This is a genomic window from Serratia sp. PAMC26656 (assembly GCF_016469055.2).
GTDB lineage: Bacteria > Pseudomonadota > Gammaproteobacteria > Enterobacterales > Enterobacteriaceae > Serratia > Serratia plymuthica.
Map to the genome: position 1 here is coordinate 3,042,800 of NZ_CP150486.1, position 18,285 is coordinate 3,061,084.

19 protein-coding genes are annotated in these 18,285 nt (G+C 54.4%); 13 read left to right on the forward strand and 6 right to left on the reverse strand.

Going from position 1 to position 18,285, the window contains the following annotated elements; genetic code table 11:
- Positions 1-2: 2 nt before the first annotated feature.
- The 4 genes from trpCF to JEM67_RS15325 all read left to right on the forward strand — a co-directional run bounded on the left by trpCF (position 3) and on the right by JEM67_RS15325 (position 3,934).
- On the forward strand, positions 3-1,364 hold the full coding sequence (trpCF, locus tag JEM67_RS15310; protein ID WP_199636102.1) for a bifunctional indole-3-glycerol-phosphate synthase TrpC/phosphoribosylanthranilate isomerase TrpF: 1,362 nt from the start codon (positions 3-5) through the stop codon (positions 1,362-1,364).
- A gap of 38 nt (positions 1,365-1,402) precedes the next feature.
- Positions 1,403-2,593 carry a tryptophan synthase subunit beta gene (gene trpB / locus JEM67_RS15315; protein ID WP_004945250.1) on the forward strand — a complete coding sequence of 397 codons (1,191 nt, stop codon included), beginning with the start codon at positions 1,403-1,405 and terminating at the stop codon, positions 2,591-2,593.
- Positions 2,593-3,399: a tryptophan synthase subunit alpha gene (gene trpA, locus JEM67_RS15320; protein ID WP_199636039.1), complete on the forward strand. Its 807-nt coding sequence runs from the start codon at positions 2,593-2,595 to the stop codon at positions 3,397-3,399. Before trpB ends, trpA begins: the two co-directional genes overlap by 1 nt.
- A gap of 220 nt (positions 3,400-3,619) precedes the next feature.
- Positions 3,620-3,934: a BON domain-containing protein gene (locus JEM67_RS15325; protein ID WP_013813148.1), complete on the forward strand. Its 315-nt coding sequence runs from the start codon at positions 3,620-3,622 to the stop codon at positions 3,932-3,934.
- 41 nt (positions 3,935-3,975) lie between these two features.
- On the opposite strand, the gene ompW is transcribed toward JEM67_RS15325, so the two are convergent.
- Positions 3,976-4,620, reverse strand: a complete 645-nt coding sequence (ompW, locus tag JEM67_RS15330) for an outer membrane protein OmpW (RefSeq protein WP_199636040.1) — start codon at positions 4,618-4,620, stop codon at positions 3,976-3,978.
- Positions 4,621-4,902: 282 nt separating this feature from the next.
- Here ompW and JEM67_RS15335 point away from each other — a divergent pair, with 282 nt between their 5' ends.
- Positions 4,903-5,343: a YkgJ family cysteine cluster protein gene (locus JEM67_RS15335; protein ID WP_199636041.1), complete on the forward strand. Its 441-nt coding sequence runs from the start codon at positions 4,903-4,905 to the stop codon at positions 5,341-5,343.
- Between the two features lie 99 nt (positions 5,344-5,442).
- Positions 5,443-6,195 carry a YciC family protein gene (locus JEM67_RS15340; RefSeq protein ID WP_006321166.1) on the forward strand — a complete coding sequence of 251 codons (753 nt, stop codon included), beginning with the start codon at positions 5,443-5,445 and terminating at the stop codon, positions 6,193-6,195.
- Between the two features lie 47 nt (positions 6,196-6,242).
- Here the strand turns inward: JEM67_RS15340 and JEM67_RS15345 are convergent, their stop codons facing one another.
- Positions 6,243-7,946 (reverse strand): SulP family inorganic anion transporter, encoded by a 1,704-nt coding sequence (locus tag JEM67_RS15345; protein ID WP_013813151.1) that lies wholly within the window; start codon positions 7,944-7,946, stop codon positions 6,243-6,245.
- A gap of 234 nt (positions 7,947-8,180) precedes the next feature.
- Between JEM67_RS15345 and JEM67_RS15350 the strand changes: the two genes are divergently transcribed.
- Entirely contained in the window at positions 8,181-8,720 is a 540-nt protein-coding gene (locus tag JEM67_RS15350; RefSeq protein ID WP_199636042.1) for a septation protein A, read from the forward strand.
- Between the two features lie 75 nt (positions 8,721-8,795).
- Positions 8,796-9,224 carry an acyl-CoA thioester hydrolase YciA gene (gene yciA / locus JEM67_RS15355; RefSeq protein WP_004945276.1) on the forward strand — a complete coding sequence of 143 codons (429 nt, stop codon included), beginning with the start codon at positions 8,796-8,798 and terminating at the stop codon, positions 9,222-9,224.
- A 64-nt stretch (positions 9,225-9,288) separates the two neighbouring features.
- On the opposite strand, the gene tonB is transcribed toward yciA, so the two are convergent.
- Both tonB and JEM67_RS15365 read right to left on the reverse strand, forming a co-directional pair.
- On the reverse strand, positions 9,289-10,023 hold the full coding sequence (tonB, locus tag JEM67_RS15360; RefSeq protein WP_199636043.1) for a TonB system transport protein TonB: 735 nt from the start codon (positions 10,021-10,023) through the stop codon (positions 9,289-9,291).
- 236 nt (positions 10,024-10,259) lie between these two features.
- Positions 10,260-10,913 (reverse strand): epoxyqueuosine reductase QueH, encoded by a 654-nt coding sequence (locus tag JEM67_RS15365; RefSeq protein WP_013813154.1) that lies wholly within the window; start codon positions 10,911-10,913, stop codon positions 10,260-10,262.
- A gap of 181 nt (positions 10,914-11,094) precedes the next feature.
- On the opposite strand from JEM67_RS15365, the gene JEM67_RS15370 reads away from it, so the two are divergent.
- From JEM67_RS15370 to JEM67_RS15380, 3 genes are all read left to right on the forward strand, one after another.
- Positions 11,095-11,391 (forward strand): YciI family protein, encoded by a 297-nt coding sequence (locus tag JEM67_RS15370; protein ID WP_199636044.1) that lies wholly within the window; start codon positions 11,095-11,097, stop codon positions 11,389-11,391.
- A 261-nt stretch (positions 11,392-11,652) separates the two neighbouring features.
- Positions 11,653-13,545, forward strand: coding sequence for a hypothetical protein (locus tag JEM67_RS15375; RefSeq protein WP_233527674.1), 1,893 nt, complete (start codon positions 11,653-11,655; stop codon positions 13,543-13,545).
- 268 nt (positions 13,546-13,813) lie between these two features.
- A complete protein-coding gene (locus JEM67_RS15380) occupies positions 13,814-14,026 on the forward strand; it encodes a KTSC domain-containing protein (RefSeq protein ID WP_013813199.1) in 213 nt (70 codons plus the stop codon).
- Between the two features lie 65 nt (positions 14,027-14,091).
- On the opposite strand, the gene JEM67_RS15385 is transcribed toward JEM67_RS15380, so the two are convergent.
- Positions 14,092-14,667, reverse strand: a complete 576-nt coding sequence (locus JEM67_RS15385) for a TetR/AcrR family transcriptional regulator (protein WP_013813200.1) — start codon at positions 14,665-14,667, stop codon at positions 14,092-14,094.
- A gap of 124 nt (positions 14,668-14,791) precedes the next feature.
- On the opposite strand from JEM67_RS15385, the gene JEM67_RS15390 reads away from it, so the two are divergent.
- On the forward strand, positions 14,792-16,267 hold the full coding sequence (locus JEM67_RS15390; RefSeq protein ID WP_199636045.1) for an MFS transporter: 1,476 nt from the start codon (positions 14,792-14,794) through the stop codon (positions 16,265-16,267).
- Between the two features lie 123 nt (positions 16,268-16,390).
- Here the strand turns inward: JEM67_RS15390 and JEM67_RS15395 are convergent, their stop codons facing one another.
- Positions 16,391-16,567, reverse strand: a complete 177-nt coding sequence (locus JEM67_RS15395; protein ID WP_004945296.1) for a YciY family protein — start codon at positions 16,565-16,567, stop codon at positions 16,391-16,393.
- A gap of 238 nt (positions 16,568-16,805) precedes the next feature.
- Between JEM67_RS15395 and cls the strand changes: the two genes are divergently transcribed.
- Positions 16,806-18,266 carry a cardiolipin synthase gene (cls, locus tag JEM67_RS15400; RefSeq protein WP_013813202.1) on the forward strand — a complete coding sequence of 487 codons (1,461 nt, stop codon included), beginning with the start codon at positions 16,806-16,808 and terminating at the stop codon, positions 18,264-18,266.
- Positions 18,267-18,285 lie beyond the last annotated feature (19 nt).

An 18,285-nucleotide genomic window follows, 5' to 3' on the forward strand; every position in this document is an offset into this window, starting at 1 on the left:
TGATGCAGGAAACCGTGCTCAACAAGATTGTTCGTGATAAAGCGCAATGGGTCGCAGCACGACAGCAACAACAACCACTGGCCAGCTTTTACAATGAAATCGTCCCAAGCGAACGTGGCTTTTATCATGCACTGCAAGGAGCCAGAACGGCATTTATTCTTGAATGCAAAAAAGCGTCCCCTTCCAAAGGGTTGATCCGTGAAAACTTTGATCCGGTCGAAATCGCTTCGGTCTACAAGGATTTCGCTTCGGCCATCTCGGTACTGACTGATGAGAAGTACTTCCAGGGCAGCTTCGATTTCCTGCCGCTGGTCAGCAAAACGGTGACACAGCCGGTACTGTGCAAAGATTTTATTATCGACCCGTACCAGATCTACCTGGCGCGGTTCTATCAGGCCGATGCCATCCTGCTGATGCTGTCGGTGCTGGACGACGATCAATATCGCCAGTTGGCAGCCGTGGCGCACAGCCTGAACATGGGCGTGCTGACCGAAGTGATCAGCGAAGAAGAGCTGCAGCGGGCAATCGCGCTCGAGGCACGCGTGGTCGGCATTAACAACCGTGACCTGCGCGACCTTAGCATTGATCTGGACCGTACCCGCCAACTTGCGCCACGCGTGCCACACGGGGTGACGGTGATCAGCGAATCCGGCATCAACAATTACGGCCAAATCCGCGAACTGAGCCACTTCGCCAACGGGTTCCTGATCGGCAGCGCACTGATGTCGGAAACTGACCTGCGCGCCGCCGTACGTCGGGTGACGCTGGGCGACAATAAAGTCTGCGGGCTGACCCGCCCACAAGATGCCGCTGCCGCCTATCAGGCCGGCGCGATCTACGGCGGGCTGATTTTTGTCGGGCGTTCACCGCGCTATGTCGACATCAACCGCGCCCGCGAAGTGATTGCCGGTGCGCCATTGGAATATGTCGGCGTGTTCTGCGATGCGCAGGTGGAAACCCTGGTGCAAACCGTTGAACGCCTCGGTCTGAAGGCGGTACAGCTACACGGCGCGGAAGATCAAGCCTATATCGACGCCCTGCGCGCCAAACTGCCTGCCTCCTGTCAGATCTGGAAAGCGCTGAGCGTGAAAGACAGCTTGCCGGCACGTGATCTGCAGCACGTTGACCGCTATCTGCTGGATAACGGCGCCGGCGGCACCGGCCAGCGTTTCGACTGGTCGGTATTGCACGGCCAAAACCTGGATAACGTGATGCTGGCGGGCGGTCTGAGCGCAGACAACTGCGTTGACGCAGCCAAACTCGGCTGTGCCGGGTTGGACTTTAACTCCGGCGTCGAGAGCCAGCCCGGAATTAAAGATCCTGCCCGCCTGGCAGCGGTATTTCAAACGCTGCGCGCCTACTGAATGCGAACACAATTTAACGGATAATAACGGGAACTATAATGACGCTGCTTAACCCCTACTTCGGCGAATTTGGTGGCCAATATGTGCCGCAGATTCTGATGCCAGCATTAAAACAACTGGAAGAGGCCTTCGTCAGCGCACAGCGCGACCCTGAATTCCAGGCTGAGTTTATCGATCTGCTGAAAAACTACGCGGGCCGCCCTACGGCGCTGACGCTGTGCAAAAACCTCACCGCCGGTACCAAAACCAAGCTGTACCTGAAGCGTGAAGATTTGCTGCACGGCGGCGCGCACAAAACCAACCAGGTGCTGGGGCAAGCGTTGCTGGCCAAGCGCATGGGCAAAACCGAAATCATCGCCGAAACCGGTGCCGGCCAGCATGGCGTGGCCTCTGCTCTGGCCTGTGCATTGCTCGGCCTGAAATGCCGCATCTATATGGGTGCCAAAGATATTGAACGCCAGTCGCCGAACGTGTTCCGCATGCGCCTGATGGGTGCAGAAGTGATCCCGGTGCACAGCGGTTCCTCCACGCTGAAAGATGCCTGCAACGAAGCGCTGCGCGACTGGTCCGGCAGCTATGAAACCGCTCACTATATGCTGGGTACCGCAGCCGGCCCGCACCCGTATCCGACCATCGTGCGTGAGTTCCAGCGCATGATCGGCGAAGAAACCAAGGCGCAGATGCTGGAGCGCGAAGGCCGCCTGCCGGACGCCGTTCTGGCGTGCGTCGGCGGTGGTTCTAACGCCATCGGCATGTTTGCCGACTTTATCGATGACGTCAGCGTTGGCCTGATCGGCGTGGAACCTGCCGGTCTCGGTATCGAAACCGGCCAACACGGTGCGCCGCTGAAGCACGGCCACGTCGGTATCTATTTCGGTATGAAAGCGCCGATGATGCAGACCTCCGAAGGCCAAATCGAAGAGTCCTATTCCATTTCCGCCGGGCTGGACTTCCCATCCGTCGGGCCGCAGCACGCCTATCTGAACAGCATTGGCCGTGCCGAATATGTATCGATTACCGACGACGAAGCGCTGGATGCCTTCAAGGCTTTGTCGCGCAGCGAAGGCATTATCCCGGCGCTGGAATCCTCCCATGCCCTGGCGCACGCGCTTAAAATGATCCGTGAAACGCCGCAGAAAGAACAGATCCTGGTGGTTAACCTGTCCGGCCGCGGCGACAAAGACATATTTACCGTTCACGACATACTGAAAGCTCGGGGAGAAATCTGATGGAACGTTATCAGCAACTGTTCAAACGCCTGGAAAGCAACAAGGAAGGCGCCTTCGTCCCGTTTGTCACTCTGGGCGATCCGAACCCGGCACTGTCGCTGCAAATTATCGATACTCTGGTTGAAGCCGGGGCAGATGCGCTGGAGCTGGGCATCCCATTCTCCGATCCGCTGGCCGACGGCCCGACTATCCAGAGCGCTGCGCTGCGTGCCTTCGCCTCCGGCGTGACGCCGACCCAGTGTTTTGAAATGCTGGCCGCCATTCGTCAGAAGCACCCGACCATTCCTATCGGCCTGCTGATGTACGCCAACCTGGTGTTTCATAAAGGTATCGATACGTTTTACCAGCGTTGCGCTGAAGTCGGCGTGGATTCGGTGTTGATTGCCGACGTGCCATTTGAAGAGTCTGCGCCCTTCCGTGCCGCCGCCACCCGCCACGGCGTTGCGCCTATTTTTATCTGTCCGCCAAATGCAGACGACGATTTGCTGCGTGAAATCTCTTCACACGGACGGGGTTATACTTACCTGCTGTCCCGCGCCGGCGTTACCGGCACCGAGAGCCGCGCCCAACTGCCACTGCATCATCTGGTGAACAAACTGCGCGAATACCATGCCGCGCCACCGCTGCAGGGGTTCGGCATCTCCGAACCTGCGCAGGTGCATGATGCGCTGCAGGCCGGTGCCGCCGGTGCGATCTCCGGTTCGGCGATCGTCAAAATTATCGAGCAAAATCAGGCGCAGCCGGCAGAAATGCTGACTCGGCTGGCGAACTTTGTCAGCGAAATGAAAGCCGCGACCCGCATCTGATCCTCCCTGCGGCGGGCGTGATCGATTGCGCCCGCCGATAACATCTTGTTTCCTCTCAGTGTTGTTCGATTTTTTTACATCTAAAATTTGAACAAACCCGCTTATTGACTCACACTTGAAGGTGCCCGTTGCAGATTTCTGTATTTTGCGGAAATACTGAGCGTTTTCAGGCAATAACCTGAATGTAGTTTCAACAATAACATTGCATGGAGAGTAATTTATGAAGCTATTTAAAACCCTTTCGGCCTTATGCATGGCAGCCGTTGTGGCATTCGCAGTAAGCGCCTGCGCGCCGACAGCGAAATCCGAGGGGACTGGCGGTTATATTGACGATACGGTAGTCACTACCAAGGTGAAGTCAGCGCTGCTGGCGGATAAAACCATCAAATCCAGAGAAATCAGCGTCGAAACCTTCAAAGGTCGCGTGCAACTGAGCGGCTTTGTCAGCTCAAGCGCCGACGCCAATCGAGCGGTGCAGGTAACGCGCGGCGTGGCGGGTGTGAAATCCGTTGAGAACGTCATGCAGCTCAAATAACGATCGCAGGGAGGCATTGCGCCTCCCTGTCTCGGTCATCCTCAGAAGCGATAACCTGCCCCGAACATAAACACCCAAGGATCCAACCGCGTATCAATGCTGTGATGATTGCCATTGGCATCGTCAAAGCGGGTTTTGGTCTCGATATTCATCCACCACACCGACATATTCAACATCCAGTGCTCATCCAGGTTGTAATCCAGCCCCGCCTGCGCAGCAACACCCCAGGAGTCTTTCAGACTCAGATTACTCAGCCCGGCCCCTTTGCCATTGTCATTGAACTTTTCATCGAAGAAAGTGGTGTAGTTCACGCCAAGCCCCAGATATGGGCGCAGTTTGTCTTGCTTGCCGCCAAAATAATATTGCGCCATCAGGCTCGGCGGCAGATCGCGCACCGTGGCGATATTGCCGTTCACTGCTGCGCCATTCAACGACACCTTATGGCGGAACGGCGTCGCTGCCAGCAGCTCTACGCCAATATTGTCCGTTACCATATAGCCGAAGGTCAGACCGAGCTGGGTGTTATTATCGGCATTGAAGGATCCCTGCCCCAGTACGTCGTCCGATCCCGCATTAGGCCGTACCGTTGCTGCACCCGCGCGGAAAAGAAAATCACCCGCCTGATGCGCGTTTGCCAACATAGGGGCCATCATAGCCGCCAATACCACCAGAGTTATCTTTTTCATTATCCATTCCATTTGTGTGGTTACTATTCGGAAGGGAATATACCTACTTACGGGTATTTATGATCCCATCGGGATCACATCTTATGTGTAAATTTTTTAATTCCTACTAAAAACAAGGTTACCTAAGGGACTAATAAATAGAGAATTGATCTGAATCAAATAATGCATTTTGTTGCAAAACATCTGCATCTTCAAACTTCAGTTGCTAAAAAAACAGCCACTGAGTAATTTCATTATCCGTGTTGGTTTTGGTGGGTGCCGTCAGGAGTCGGCGCGATCAAGATGAGCGAAATTCATAATCCCTGTGTCAGTTGCGGCGCATGCTGCGGCTATTTTCGAGTGTCGTTCTATTGGGCCGAAGCGGAAGATGGCGGCGGCGCGGTCCCTTTATCTCTTACCGAACCCTTAACCCCCTTCCTGCGCTGTATGCAGGGGACCAACAGCAAGTCCCCGCGCTGTACCGCCCTCGAGGGTGAAATCGGCAAGGCCGTGTCCTGCTCCATTTACCTCAATCGCCCCAGCCCTTGCCGCGAATTCGATCAGTCTGGAGAAAACGGCCTGCGCAACGAAGCCTGCGATCGCGCCCGTGAGCGTTATGGTCTGCCGCCGCTGCCGGTTCCCTTACGCTTGTCGTTGCCAATAACGGTGATTGCCGAAGAAATAAGCGCAGTGCAATTCGCGGGGTGCCACAGCGACGCGGAACAGGGTACAATCGCCCACTGATTTTGCTATATACCCTATGAATTTCAAGTTGCAGCCAACCATGCTGCAGCTTGAAAGGTGATGGATATATCTTTAGTTTCTCGATGCCAAGGAGTCTGCATGCCTATCACGGCCAACACGTTGTACCGTGACAGTTTTAACTTTTTCCGTAATCAACTGACCAGCATCCTGATGCTGGCGTTGTTGACCGCGTTCATTTCTGTGCTGCTCAATCAGGTTTTTAGCCCTGACGTCGAGCAGTTGAAGATCTTGTCCGCAACGGAAGGTGATTTTACGGCATCCGCCGGAATGGGGATCCAGGAAATCATTCAGCAAATGACGCCCGAGCAGCAGATGGTGTTATTGAAGGTATCGGCAGCCGCCACTTTCTCCGCTTTGGTGGGTAACGTGTTGCTGGTTGGCGGGATGCTGACGCTGATTCGCCTGGTTTCCCAAGGGCAACGCATCAGCGCGCTGCGCGCTATCGGCGCTTCTGCACCGGAGTTGCCGCGCCTGCTGCTGCTGCTGTTTATCTGCACCCTGCTGATTCAACTGGGCTTGACGCTGTTCGTCGTGCCAGGCGTGATCATGGCGATCGCTTTCTCGCTGGCGCCGGTGATCACCACCGCCGACAAAAAAGGCGTGTTCGCGTCGATCAAGTTGAGCTGCAAACTGGCCTTCGCCAATGCGCGCGTGATTGTGCCGGCCATGATGCTGTGGCTGGCCGCCAAACTGCTGGTGCTGTTTATGGTAAGTCACCTTTCGGTGTTGACCCCGAATGTCGCCAGCGTGGTGCTTACGGCGCTGAGCAACCTGGTTTCCGCCCTGTTGCTGATTTACCTGTTCCGTCTGTATATGCTGCTGCGCAGTTGATCTGCCTGCAGTAACTAAAAGAGCACGCCTCGGCGTGCTCTTTTTGCTTATGGAACCGCTGCCGTCTCAGCCTGTTCCTTGCTCTGAATCAGCTTCAACGCCAGATACAAATCCGGAACCAGAATCAATTCACGATCGCGTCCCAGCCGATTGATGCGGAACCAGCGCGTCAGCTCGGTTCGTCGCCCCGCCAATACCAGTTTTACGTTACGCTGTAACAAATCACGTTTCAGTTCGTCGATAGCCGCCAGCACGCTGATATCCGCGTGGGTAAAGCTGGCTACGGCATCCACCACCACCCAGCGCGGTTGAAACGGCGTGCTATCCACCAGATTCAGGATCCTGCGCTTGAAGTACGCCACGTTAAAATAGGTTAACGGTGAGTTGAAACGGTACATCATCACGCCGGGTACTGCCTTGACGCCGTTGTTGTTGCCCATCGAGTGGATCATGCCCTCGTCGTTCACACCCAGCAGTTGCTCCGTTGGGCGAAACACCGTGCGCAGAAACTGCATCAGCCCCAGTAAAACGGCCAGACCGATGCCGCTGATCACCCCCACCAGCAGCACGCACAGGAAAGTGAACATGGCCAACCTGAAGGCTTGCGCATTGCGGCGGCGCATAATCCAGATGCCCCGAAAGTCCAGCAACGACCAGGCGGCGTACATCAGCACTACGCCTAAGCCCGCCACCGGAATAAACTGCAGCGGTGCCATCAGGAACAACAGCACGAAGGCAATCACCACTGCTGCAATGATCGACACCAATTGACTCTTGCCGCCGTTGGCATCGTTAACCGCAGTACGGGAATCCGCCCCGCTGATGGCAAACCCCTGCGAAAGCGCCGAAACGATATTCACCAGCCCAAGCGCGCGGAACTCGGCGTCGGCATTCACCTCATAACCGTTCTTCGCCGCAAAACTGCGCGCAGTCAGCATCATGCTGACAAAACTCACTACCGCCAGGTTGAGCGCCGGAATGACCATGTCTCGCAGCAACCCTGGCTGGAAATCCGGCCACTGGACTATCGGCAGTACGTCGCTAAAACCGCCCACCGTCACTACGCCATGCTGCTGCAACCCGCCTATCCAGGTGACGAAAGCCGCCAATACGATGGCAAATAACGGTGCCGGCCAATTAGGGCGCCATTTTTTAAACCCCAGCAGCGTTACCAGCGTCAGCAGCGACACCGCCATGGTCAGCCAGTCGCTGTGCATCAGGTTGCCCGGCAGCGCGTAAATACGCTCAATCAACTGCGCAGGATGAACGCCAAAACCCAGGACCTTGCCGATCTGATCGACCATGATAGTGATCGCCACACCGTTCAGCAGCCCGCTGAGTATCGGCCGGGAGAGCAGATCCGCCAGTGCACCCAGTTTGAAACGGCTAGCCAACAGGCACCAGGCGCCCATCATTGCCGTCATCATAATGGTGAGTTGCCAGTGCCGCTCCATATTACCCGCCGCCAGCGGCGTCACTACTGCGGCTATCACTGCGCAGGTGGCTGCGTCCGGCCCGACAATAAGCTGGCGCGACGATCCGAAAAACGCGTAGGCGACCATCGGCAAAATACAGGAGTACAGCCCCACCACCGGGCTGACCCCGGCCAGTTCGGCGTAAGCGATCGCCACCGGCAATGCCACCGCAGCTACGGAGAGCCCGGCGCGTATATCCGGCTTAAGCCAACTGCGTTGATACCCTAATAAATGCGTCAAACCAGGCGTCAGCGCCTGGAGAGATTTCCACTGCATAAACTGTTTTCCGTTATAAATTATCCGACTATTATTACGCGTATCATGAGATGCCAGGGCCGCGCTGGCAATCGGTCCACCACGAAGTCGCGACCTCAATCGTAAGTTTATGCAAATTCCTGCTTTCATGGCAGAAATCCGGCTCTCAAACGCCGATAATCAGCGCTTCCCAGCGGTACACAGAGCCCGCCGAATCCGGTATAGTCGGGCGATGAACAGATGATGGATTGATTTATGAAGCAGTTTCTTGATTTCCTCCCGTTAATTGTCTTTTTTGCTTTTTACAAGCTCTACGATATCTACGTCGCCTCCGGCGCATTGATTGTCGCTACCGCCCTGGCACTGGTGTTCACCTGGATCAAATACCGCAAGGTCGAGAAGATGACGCTGATCACCTTCCTGATGGTGCTGGTGTTCGGCACCCTGACGCTGGTATTCCATAACGATTTGTTTATCAAATGGAAAGTGACGGTCATCTATACCCTGTTTGCGTTGGCGTTGCTGATCAGCCAACTGGTGCTCAAGAAGCCGCTGGTCCAGCGCATGCTGGGTAAAGAGCTGACGCTGCCGGACAAGGTGTGGAGCAACCTCAACCTGGCCTGGGCAGTTTTCTTCCTGCTCTGTGGCCTGGCGAATATCTACGTCGCCTTCTGGCTGCCGCAAAGCGTTTGGGTTAACTTTAAAGTGTTCGGCCTGACGGCGCTGACGCTGGTGTTTACCTTGCTCAGCGGTATTTATATTTATCGGCATATGCCGGAAGAACAGAAAAAATAGTTACAAAATTGTTAATGCCCGTAGCGCTTGCTGCGGGCAGTATAATGAAAACCCTTCTTTGATAAGCAGACGGCTATGACACAACAACGACCTTTACCCAGTGGCGAAATGGTGCTGCGTACTCTGGCAATGCCGGCAGATACCAATGCCAACGGTGATATTTTTGGCGGCTGGCTGATGTCGCAAATGGACATTGGCGGCGCCATTCAGGCGAAAGAAATTGCCGAAGGACGCGTAGTGACAGTACGTGTCGATGGTATGACCTTCCTGAAACCGGTCGCAGTGGGTGATGTGGTTTGCTGCTATGCGCAGTGTATCCGCACCGGCCGCAGTTCGATCACCATCAATATCGAAGTGTGGGTGAAGAAAGTGTCCTCCGCGCCTATCGGCCAGCGCTACCGTGCAACCGAGGCGGTATTTACTTATGTGGCGGTGGACGATGAGGGCAACTCACGCGCCCTGCCCGATGGCAAAATGAACTTCCGCGTCGGCTTTGAAGAATAGCTGACATGCAGGCAGCAAAAAGGGTCGCTTCGACGACCCTTTTCTATTGGCGCCAACGTCGATATCAGTCCATCTCCGTGGTGCCGTTAATTTTAAAGATAATATTCGTGGTGCGATCCTTCGCTTCCTTGGCTTCATAACGCCACTTGCGCATTGCCTGTTTCACTTCACGCTCGAACATATTGCGCGGTTCCGCAGACAGGATACGCACGTTTGTCACGCGACCGTCGCTGTCGATATCAAACTGCACCCGCACCTTGCCTTCGATCTGCAATGCCCTGGCGCGCGGTGGGTAGATCGGATCTGCACGGCTGATTGGCTTCGGCCCCACATCACGCGAATTGCCCTGAACCGGCGCTGAAGGTGCTTGCTTCACCGGCGCTTTGTCGACTGGCTTGGCCGGCTCGTTATTTTCAAACGGCGATGGCTCGCGCGGCTCGGTTTTCTGCGGTTCGCGTTTGACCGTTTTTTCGACCTTCGGCTTCGGTTTCGGCTTCGGTTTGGGTTTGACCGGCTCAGGCTTCAATATCGCCTTTGGCGGTGGCTCTGGCAGCGGTTCCGGTTCTGGTTCTGGTTCCAACTGCGGTTCTGGCTCAGCAGGCGCAGGAGGTGGCGGCTCGGCCATTGCGGCGGTATTGACCATCATGACGCTGATCGGCGCATCCTCTGGTTTCGGCAACTCCATGACTTCATTGACGGAAGCATAGAGCAGGCTCGCCACCAGGGCGCTATGTAAGCCAACGGACAGGACAATCGGCACTGATAAACGGCGATTAAGGAACATCTTTTTTAGCGGCATAATGATTCTGTTTCCTCTGGTTCGCCAAGTTTAAATGCAAATAGCAATCATATTCAATAACGAATGGAAAACTATCGCTTTAATCGTCATTATTCATCGCTAAAACCTGTAAACTCATGGGGATATTAACCTTTCATTTGCATTTCCACTAAGGATGTCACACGCTCTATTAACCTGATTTATCGCGACAAAAACAAAAAACCCGCCGTAGCGGGTTATTCTTCACCAATGCAGCGTTATTCTTCATCACCGTAATACAGCACACCCAATTTGATCAGTGGCCGTCCCTGCGCTTTGCGATGCAGGTTGGTATCACGCAGCGAATAGACACAGCCACAGTATTCCTGCTGGTAGAAACGTTCGCGCTTGCTGATTTCTATCATTCGCGATGCGCCACCTTTTTTGCGCCAGTTGTAATCCCAATACTGCAGATCAGGATATTTTTCTGCCGCGCGGACGCCGCAGTCGGTGATTTGCTGCATATTCTTCCAGCGGGAAATACCCAGCGAGCTGGAAATGGTATCGTAGCCGTGTTCATGTGCGTACAACGCGGTACGCTCGAAACGCATGTCGAAACACATGGTGCAACGGATCCCACGCTCTGGCTCGTTTTCCATGCCTTTGGCGCGGGCAAACCAGTTATCGGTATCGTAATCGGCGTCAATAATGGGTATCCCGTGTTGCTCGGCAAAGCGAATGTTCTCTTCCTTGCGCAGCAGATACTCTTTTTGCGGGTGAATATTCGGGTTATAGAAAAAGATGGCGTATTCAATACCGGAGGCCTGAATGGCTTCCATCACCTCACCGGAACAAGGCGCACAGCAGGAGTGCAGCAACAGCTTGCTTTTGCCCTCAGGCAAGTCGAGTTTATCCCTAACCAGTTCCGTCATTTCCTCACCTCTCACACAGGGGTTCAATTCATCGCGCGGCCGCACTATACGAATAAAAACTAGCTGCTTCAAGGCATAAGCGCCAGCCAGAGGTAAATTCCCCCTGCCAGGCATTCCCTTGGCGCGCCTTTTGCGCTACCTTGAATCACCCCTTCTATACTAATGATTTTAAAGGTGAAACATGCTTTATCTGATCTACGCGCAGGACGTCCCCAACTCATTGGAAAACCGTCTGTCAGTGCGACCGGCGCATCTGGCACGTCTGCAGGCGCTGCGGGATGAAGGCCGTCTGGTGATTGCCGGCCCAAACCCGGCTATCGACAGCAACGATCCGGGCAGTGCAGGCTTCAGCGGCTCTACGGTGATTGCGGAATTTGCCTCGCTGTCAGATGCCCAAGCCTGGGCTGAACAGGATCCCTACGTCGCCGCCGGCGTTTATGGTGACGTGACGGTAAAACCTTTTAAACAAGTATTTTAGTTTACTCACAACCTGCGGGGTTCTGCCTCTGCGGGTTGGTTATTACGAGCAGGTTTATCACGCTGGATTACAGATGTTGGCGGCTCATAACCTGACACATCCGTTGAAGATCAACGTAAAGTCCAAGGTTTCCGTTCCTCGTTTGGTCTTGGCCAGCACAACAGCCTTCTTCCCCTACGCTGTTGCGCATTCATCAACGTACTCATAGACTTCAATAACTGTATATAGATACAGTGCTTTTCTTTCTCTATGAGGATCTTAATGATGAACACCTGCCCTGATATCGCAACGTTGAGAAGTACTGTACCTACCCTTGCCGGTGAGCTGATCGCCGTAACCGCCTATGATGCCAACTGGAGCACCAGTAACCGTCAACCTACCGGCGGGGGCATTTTTGTCGCTAAAGCACAGTCAACGCCGGCGGACGATGGCGGCATGTTTATACGCCCTAATACGTCGTGGGTCTGGCTGCGCGTACTGGAGGTCGCCGGTACAGTGTCGCCTTATATGTACGGCGCTAAAGGCGATGGCATTGCTGACGATACCGATGCTATTCAACGTGCGCATGATTATGCCAGTTCGCTGGTCACCGCCAGCGGCGCGCGGGTCTTGAAAAACGGCAATCTGATTTTTGGCAATGGACGATTTAAATGTACGTCCCCCCTGACTTTTGACACTAAAACCGTCGATTATGATTTTTCTGGTGCACTGCTGGATTTCACAGCAATTGCACATGGCAGTGAAGACCTCCACAATACCGCCATCAAATGGCAAAATCGCGCCGGCTACGCTCAAGGCAATCTTAGCGCTAAAAATTTGCGTATGCTTGGCCCCGGTGCTGACTCTTTTGTCGATGGCATGACATTCTCCGAATCACTCTCGGACAGTTATCCGCGCAACGCGATTACGTTCACAGGCGGCGGTATTGAGAACTTCGCCTATGGTCTTACCGGTACAAAAAATTTCTATTTCCTGCGTATGTACGGTTTTACCTTCAATCATTGTGATATCTGTTATTACTTCCCAAACAACACCTCAGATTCTGGTGAAGAGATGAACTTCCACAGTTGCGTCTTTGGGCAAAGCAACTGCGGCGTTAACCTGCAGGGAGGCTACAGTTATTTCTTCAATTGCTCCTTCGACTATATCTACGGGAAAAACGGCCAGCAAACGTCGACGGACAGTCGGGGAAAATATATTCATATCGAAGGTGGCCAACACATTTTCCGCGACTGCCATCTTGAAGGCCTTGGCCCACAAAACTACATCGTCAACGTCCCGGATAACAAAAGCTGCAAGGTCAATTTTGTTGGCGGCCTGTTCACCTTCAAAGCCGGCGGGAGCCCGTCAACTTATCCGACGACTTGTAACCCCTTCTATTTTGGCAACCTGGCGCGGGTGGTGTTCGAAAAAGTCAATATCGGCCAGATGCAGCAAGGGGGGGACGCCAACGTCAGTGGTTGGATTGATGGCAGCGGCTCGGTGTCATTGCATGATACGCAACTGCCCATTGCCTGGCCCTATTTGCTGACGCAGGTTCGTACCGATGCCGCGGTGCAAGACAACTGGCTTGACGGTTCGACCTATACCAGTGGTACCGGGAATGACAAATGGACCGAAGAGGTTTGGGTGCTACCACCGGGCGGGATTAACAATGTACGCAAATCGCGTTATGGCTGGGGTACGATAAATAGCACCAACTTCAGCATGCTACGCCAAGCTGGATTCGTCTCTCTTGCCCGTAACGCAGCCGCAGGGGATGGCGTGTATCAGGCAGTGCTCGGTACCATTGCGTTGAAAGGTTATGGCAGTGTCATTCATCACCTCCGTGCCAATACTTTCGCGGGCGATGGGCAGAGTTGCCAGGTCAAAATCATTTGGGCAAAACTGAGCGAGTTTGGCGCACAGCAGGACGTCGAGCCCAAAATACTGATGCAACAGACCGGCCACTCATACACCTATAATTTCAGCGGCAGTGAATCTGAACTGAAAACCGTGGTTATTCCTGGGCAAATGCAAGGCTACGTGACCCAATCGCCGGCATTTGAGCGGGCTCCGGATTGGGCTACTCATGCTTTCCTGCTGGTGGATACTTCGCAAATGAAAAGCAACTTCGACTTGCGCATTACAGATGTTTATATGCGTCAGGTATAAAGAATTCGTATGCTGACAGCGGCCGCAGATTACTGCGGCTTTTTCATATTGAAGTCAAAAAAAGCCAGCACGGAGTGGCTGGCTAAAGGGTTCTTCGAGGGAATATCTTGTCAGATAACCCTACGCCTTCCTCTTTTGCCTCGCCAACTATCAGTGCGATAGCTTTCCTCTTAAAGCAAAGCGTCTGGCGGCGCATTCCTGCTTCTGGTATGGTTAACGGGCTACCTATAACCATATAAATAATAATGAATTAACAGGGGGAGTCTACTTGCAGCGACAACCGGTTTCATCTTCAAGAATTATATCAATAGGCTATGATGAAAATGCTCAGGTTCTGGAAATCCAGTTTCGTGATGCGGGGATTTATCAATATATCGGGGTTCCCAATCGAATCTACCAGGATTTTGTAGCGGTGGTTTCAAAAGGCCGATTTTATGACGGCGTCATAAAGGGCAAATATTTGTGCCGTAAAACGGGGTAACCGGCCAGGTTAACTATCAACCCGGCCTGCGCGCCGCGCCGAACGGTGTCGGAGTTAAGATTTTTTTACTTCGATGCCTGACCCGCTACAGCCGTTTGGCTCGGCGCCAGAACCAATGCCTGCATATCCGCAAACATAGCGTCCCACTCTTGCTGGCCAATATCCATCAGGCCAAAAAATCGCAGCATGAATGCCCCTTCAGTGGCCAGAAACACCAACCGTGCGCGCCTTCCCTCCTCAGTGGTCAAATCCAGACCGGCAATCCGGCTGCGGTACCATTCGCGCGTGCTATCCAGATGCTCCGGCGTTTGAATCAGCGTCGCCATCAACCCCGCAGCCTTGGCGCTGGACGCCTGATCGGAGCTTCTGGTCGCCTGCATATGCGCCCGCACGGCGGTGGTAGCCGAGGGGTTTTCCCCGGCAATCGCGTCGAACAGGGTGTCATACGCCTTGCCCCAGCGTTCAAACATTGCATCAATCAACGCATCTTTACTGCCGAAGCAGTATTGCACTCCGCCTTTGGAGATCCCCATCGCTTTTGCGACGGAATCAATGGTCAGTCCGGCGGCGCCCTGGTTGGCGACAATCTCTTCGGCCGCATCCAGAACCTTGTCACGATCGATGCTGCGTTGACGTCCCATTGATAAACCCCTCTTTTCAATACGTACGTATGGATATATATTATGACCAGTATACCACCAGTGGAGACTGGGGTTTACCTTCTGGTCGCGCATCCGCGCCGGCCGCATTTTTTGGAATAATATTATGTTCGTAAACAACCGCTGGTTGATCCTGGCCTTAATCTCCAGCGCACTATTTCTGATCGTTATCGACATGACGGTGTTATACACCGCCTTGCCACGGCTGACGCAGGCGCTGGATGCCAATGCGTCACAAAAATTATGGATCGTAAACGCTTACCCGTTGGTGGTTGCAGGTTTGCTGCCTGGCGCTGGCATGCTGAGCGACCGCGTCGGTCATAAACGCCTGTTTATGGCCGGATTGCCGGTTTTTGCCGCCGCCTCGCTTTGCGCCGCCTTTTCACCCTCCGCTGAGTGGTTGATCGCTGCGCGCGCATTCCTTGCCGTCGGTGCCGCAATGATGATGCCGGCAACCCTGTCCATCGTCCGTCATATCTTTACCGACGAGCGCGAGCGTGCGCTGGCTATTGGTATCTGGGCGGCGGTAGCCTCCAGTGCCGCCGCGCTGGGGCCCGTGGTCGGTGGGGTGTTGCTCGAATATTTCTGGTGGGGTTCGGTGTTTCTGATCAACGTGCCGGTGGTGATGTTGGTGCTGCCTCTGGCATGGCGACTGATACCGCACTGCGGCGGAGAGAATACGCGCCCTTACGACATCATCGGTTCGGTACAAATCATGATCGGCCTGGTGGGCAGCATCTATGCGCTGAAAGAATTGAGCAAAACGGCGCCTTCGTTTATTGCGTTAGCGATAGCCGCGGCGCTCGGCATTGTCTCTCTTGTCTTTTTTGTGCGCCGCCAAAGGCTGGCGCAATACCCGATGATCGACTTCACGCTGTTCCAAAACCGGCTGTTTGCCGGTGGCGTCGGCGTTGCCTTGCTCTCGATGATAGCGCTGATTGGCGTGGAACTGGTTCTGAGTCAACGCCTGCAGCTGGTTCTCGATCTGAGCCCATTGCAAGCCGCGCTCTTTATTCTGCCGATCCCGCTGGCCTCCGTGCTGGCCGGGCCGCTGACTGGCTTATTCCTGCCCCGCTACGGCGAACGTCGTATGATGTTCGGCAGTTTTATTCTGACCGGTCTCGGGATCGCCGGTCTCGCCCTGTGTTATCAAAGCAGCGTTTTATTGCAATTGGTCTGCCTGTGTCTCACGGGTTTTGGCGTCGGCGGTGCCATTACCGCCGCATCAACCGCTATCATGCTGAATGCGCCTGAAGAGAAATCCGGCATGGCGGCGTCGATTGAAGACGTTTCCTATGAGCTAGGCGGAGTTTTGGGTATCACCCTGCTCGGCGGGTTGATGACTGCCGTCTATAGTCACAGTTTGACGTTGCCGGGCAGTTTGCCGGTAAGCGACATCGCCTATGACAGCATTGATGAAGCTCTACGGCTGGCCGCCACTCTGGCCACCGATCAGGCCGAACAGCTAAAACGGTTGGCACGCATGGCTTTCGACCGGGCATTTATCGCGGTACTGATTGCTGCCGCGCTGTTAATGGTGCTGGGGGCAGGCATGGCGAAATGGACTTTAGGCAAGAAGTGATAAAGCCCTGAATCAGAGAGAGTTAATCGATGGGGACTACAAGGACGTACCCCATATTACCCCTCGGGCTTAAAGGCAACTTTTTCATCGAATTCACAGTCCCTTCCGGGACTGTTTTTCGTTTTACCACTCGTAGGCGACCACAAACAGCAATGCGCGCCGGTGCTGGTCATCCAGGCGACGTCGCACCCGGATAATGTGCCGGTTGCTGCATGACTGGCGCTCCAGCCAGCGATGCCTGCGGCGTTGACTCTGCCGCAGCATCCGCCAACGGCCCACCTCGTTTCTACTGCGTCTCATCGTTTCGTCACTCGTCCGTCAAATGCCAACGGCGGGCATTATAGCGCTTTCGCCGTGCGATCCAAGCCGTAGTTCGACCCACAACCACGTCGCCCGGATAAAAATGTTTTTTTCGTTTTCAGCAAGTGCCTTAAGACAATCATATTTATGCAACATAAGCGCCGAGAAAAGGTTCCCCCTTTACCATTCTGTGCGTACACTCATTGTTGGTGGTTTGCGAACAGGATTTTTCGCCTTTATGACAACATTTTATACCGTAATCAGTTGGCTCATGGTGTTCGGTTACTGGCTGCTTATCGCCGGGGTCACACTACGTATTTTGATGAAACGTCGCGCTGTACCTTCTGCCATGGCCTGGCTGTTGGTTATCTATATTCTGCCGTTATTCGGTATCGTGGCTTATTTATCTTTCGGCGAATTGCATTTAGGCAAACGTCGCGCCGAACGCGCCAAGGCGATGTGGCCTTCGACCGCCCGCTGGCTCAGCGAATTAAAAGAGAGCCAACGGATCTTCGCTACGGAATACAGCGAGGTTGCCAGGCCTCTGTTCCAGTTGTGCGATCGTCGCCAGGGTATTGATGGCGTTAAGGGCAATCAACTGCAATTGCTCACCACCACAGACTCGACGATGAAGGCCCTGATCCGCGATATCGAGCTGGCACGCCATAATATTGAGATGGTGTTCTATATCTGGCAACCCGGCGGGCTGGTGGATCAAGTCGCCGAATCGCTAATGGCTGCCGCGCGACGCGGCGTGCACTGCCGGGTGATGCTGGACTCTGCCGGCAGCCTGCAGTTTTTCCGCAGCCCTTATCCGGGCATGATGCGCAATGCCGGCATCGAGGTAGTAGAAGCGCTCAAGGTTAACCTGTTCCGCGTGTTCCTGCGTCGGATGGATTTACGCCAGCACCGCAAAGTCATCCTGATCGACAATTACATCGCCTATACCGGCAGTATGAATATGGTCGATCCGCGTTATTTCAAACAGGGCGCCGGCGTCGGCCAATGGATCGATCTGATGGCGCGTATGGAAGGCCCGGTCGCCAGCACCATGGGTATCGTTTATGCCTGTGACTGGGAGATTGAAACCGGCAAACGCATTCTGCCGCCGCCGCCCGATGTCAATATCATGCCGTTCGAACAGGAAAGCGGCCACACCATTCAGGTCATCGCCTCCGGCCCCGGCTTCCCGGACGAGATGATCCATCAGGCGTTGCTGACCGCCGTGTACTCTGCGCGTGAGCAATTGATCATGACAACGCCCTATTTCGTGCCGAGCGACGATCTGCTGCATGCCATTTGCACCGCCGCACTGCGTGGCGTTGAAGTCAGCATCATCGTGCCACGCGACAACGATTCAACGATGGTACGCTGGGCCAGCCGTTCCTTCTTTTCCGAATTACTCGAAGCCGGCGTGCACATCCATCAGTTTGAAGGCGGCCTGCTGCATACCAAGAGCGTACTGGTCGATGGTCAACTCAGCCTGGTAGGCACGGTGAATCTGGACATGCGCAGCCTGTGGTTGAACTTTGAAATCACCCTGGTCATCGACGATGACGGCTTCGGCAGCGATCTGGCCTGCGTGCAGGATGACTATATCGCCCGCTCGCAGTTGCTGAACGCCCAAGAGTGGCAGAAACGGCCGTTCTGGCACCGTATTGTCGAACGCCTGTTCTACTTTTTCAGCCCGCTGCTATAAAAGCCGCGTCGGGCATGGT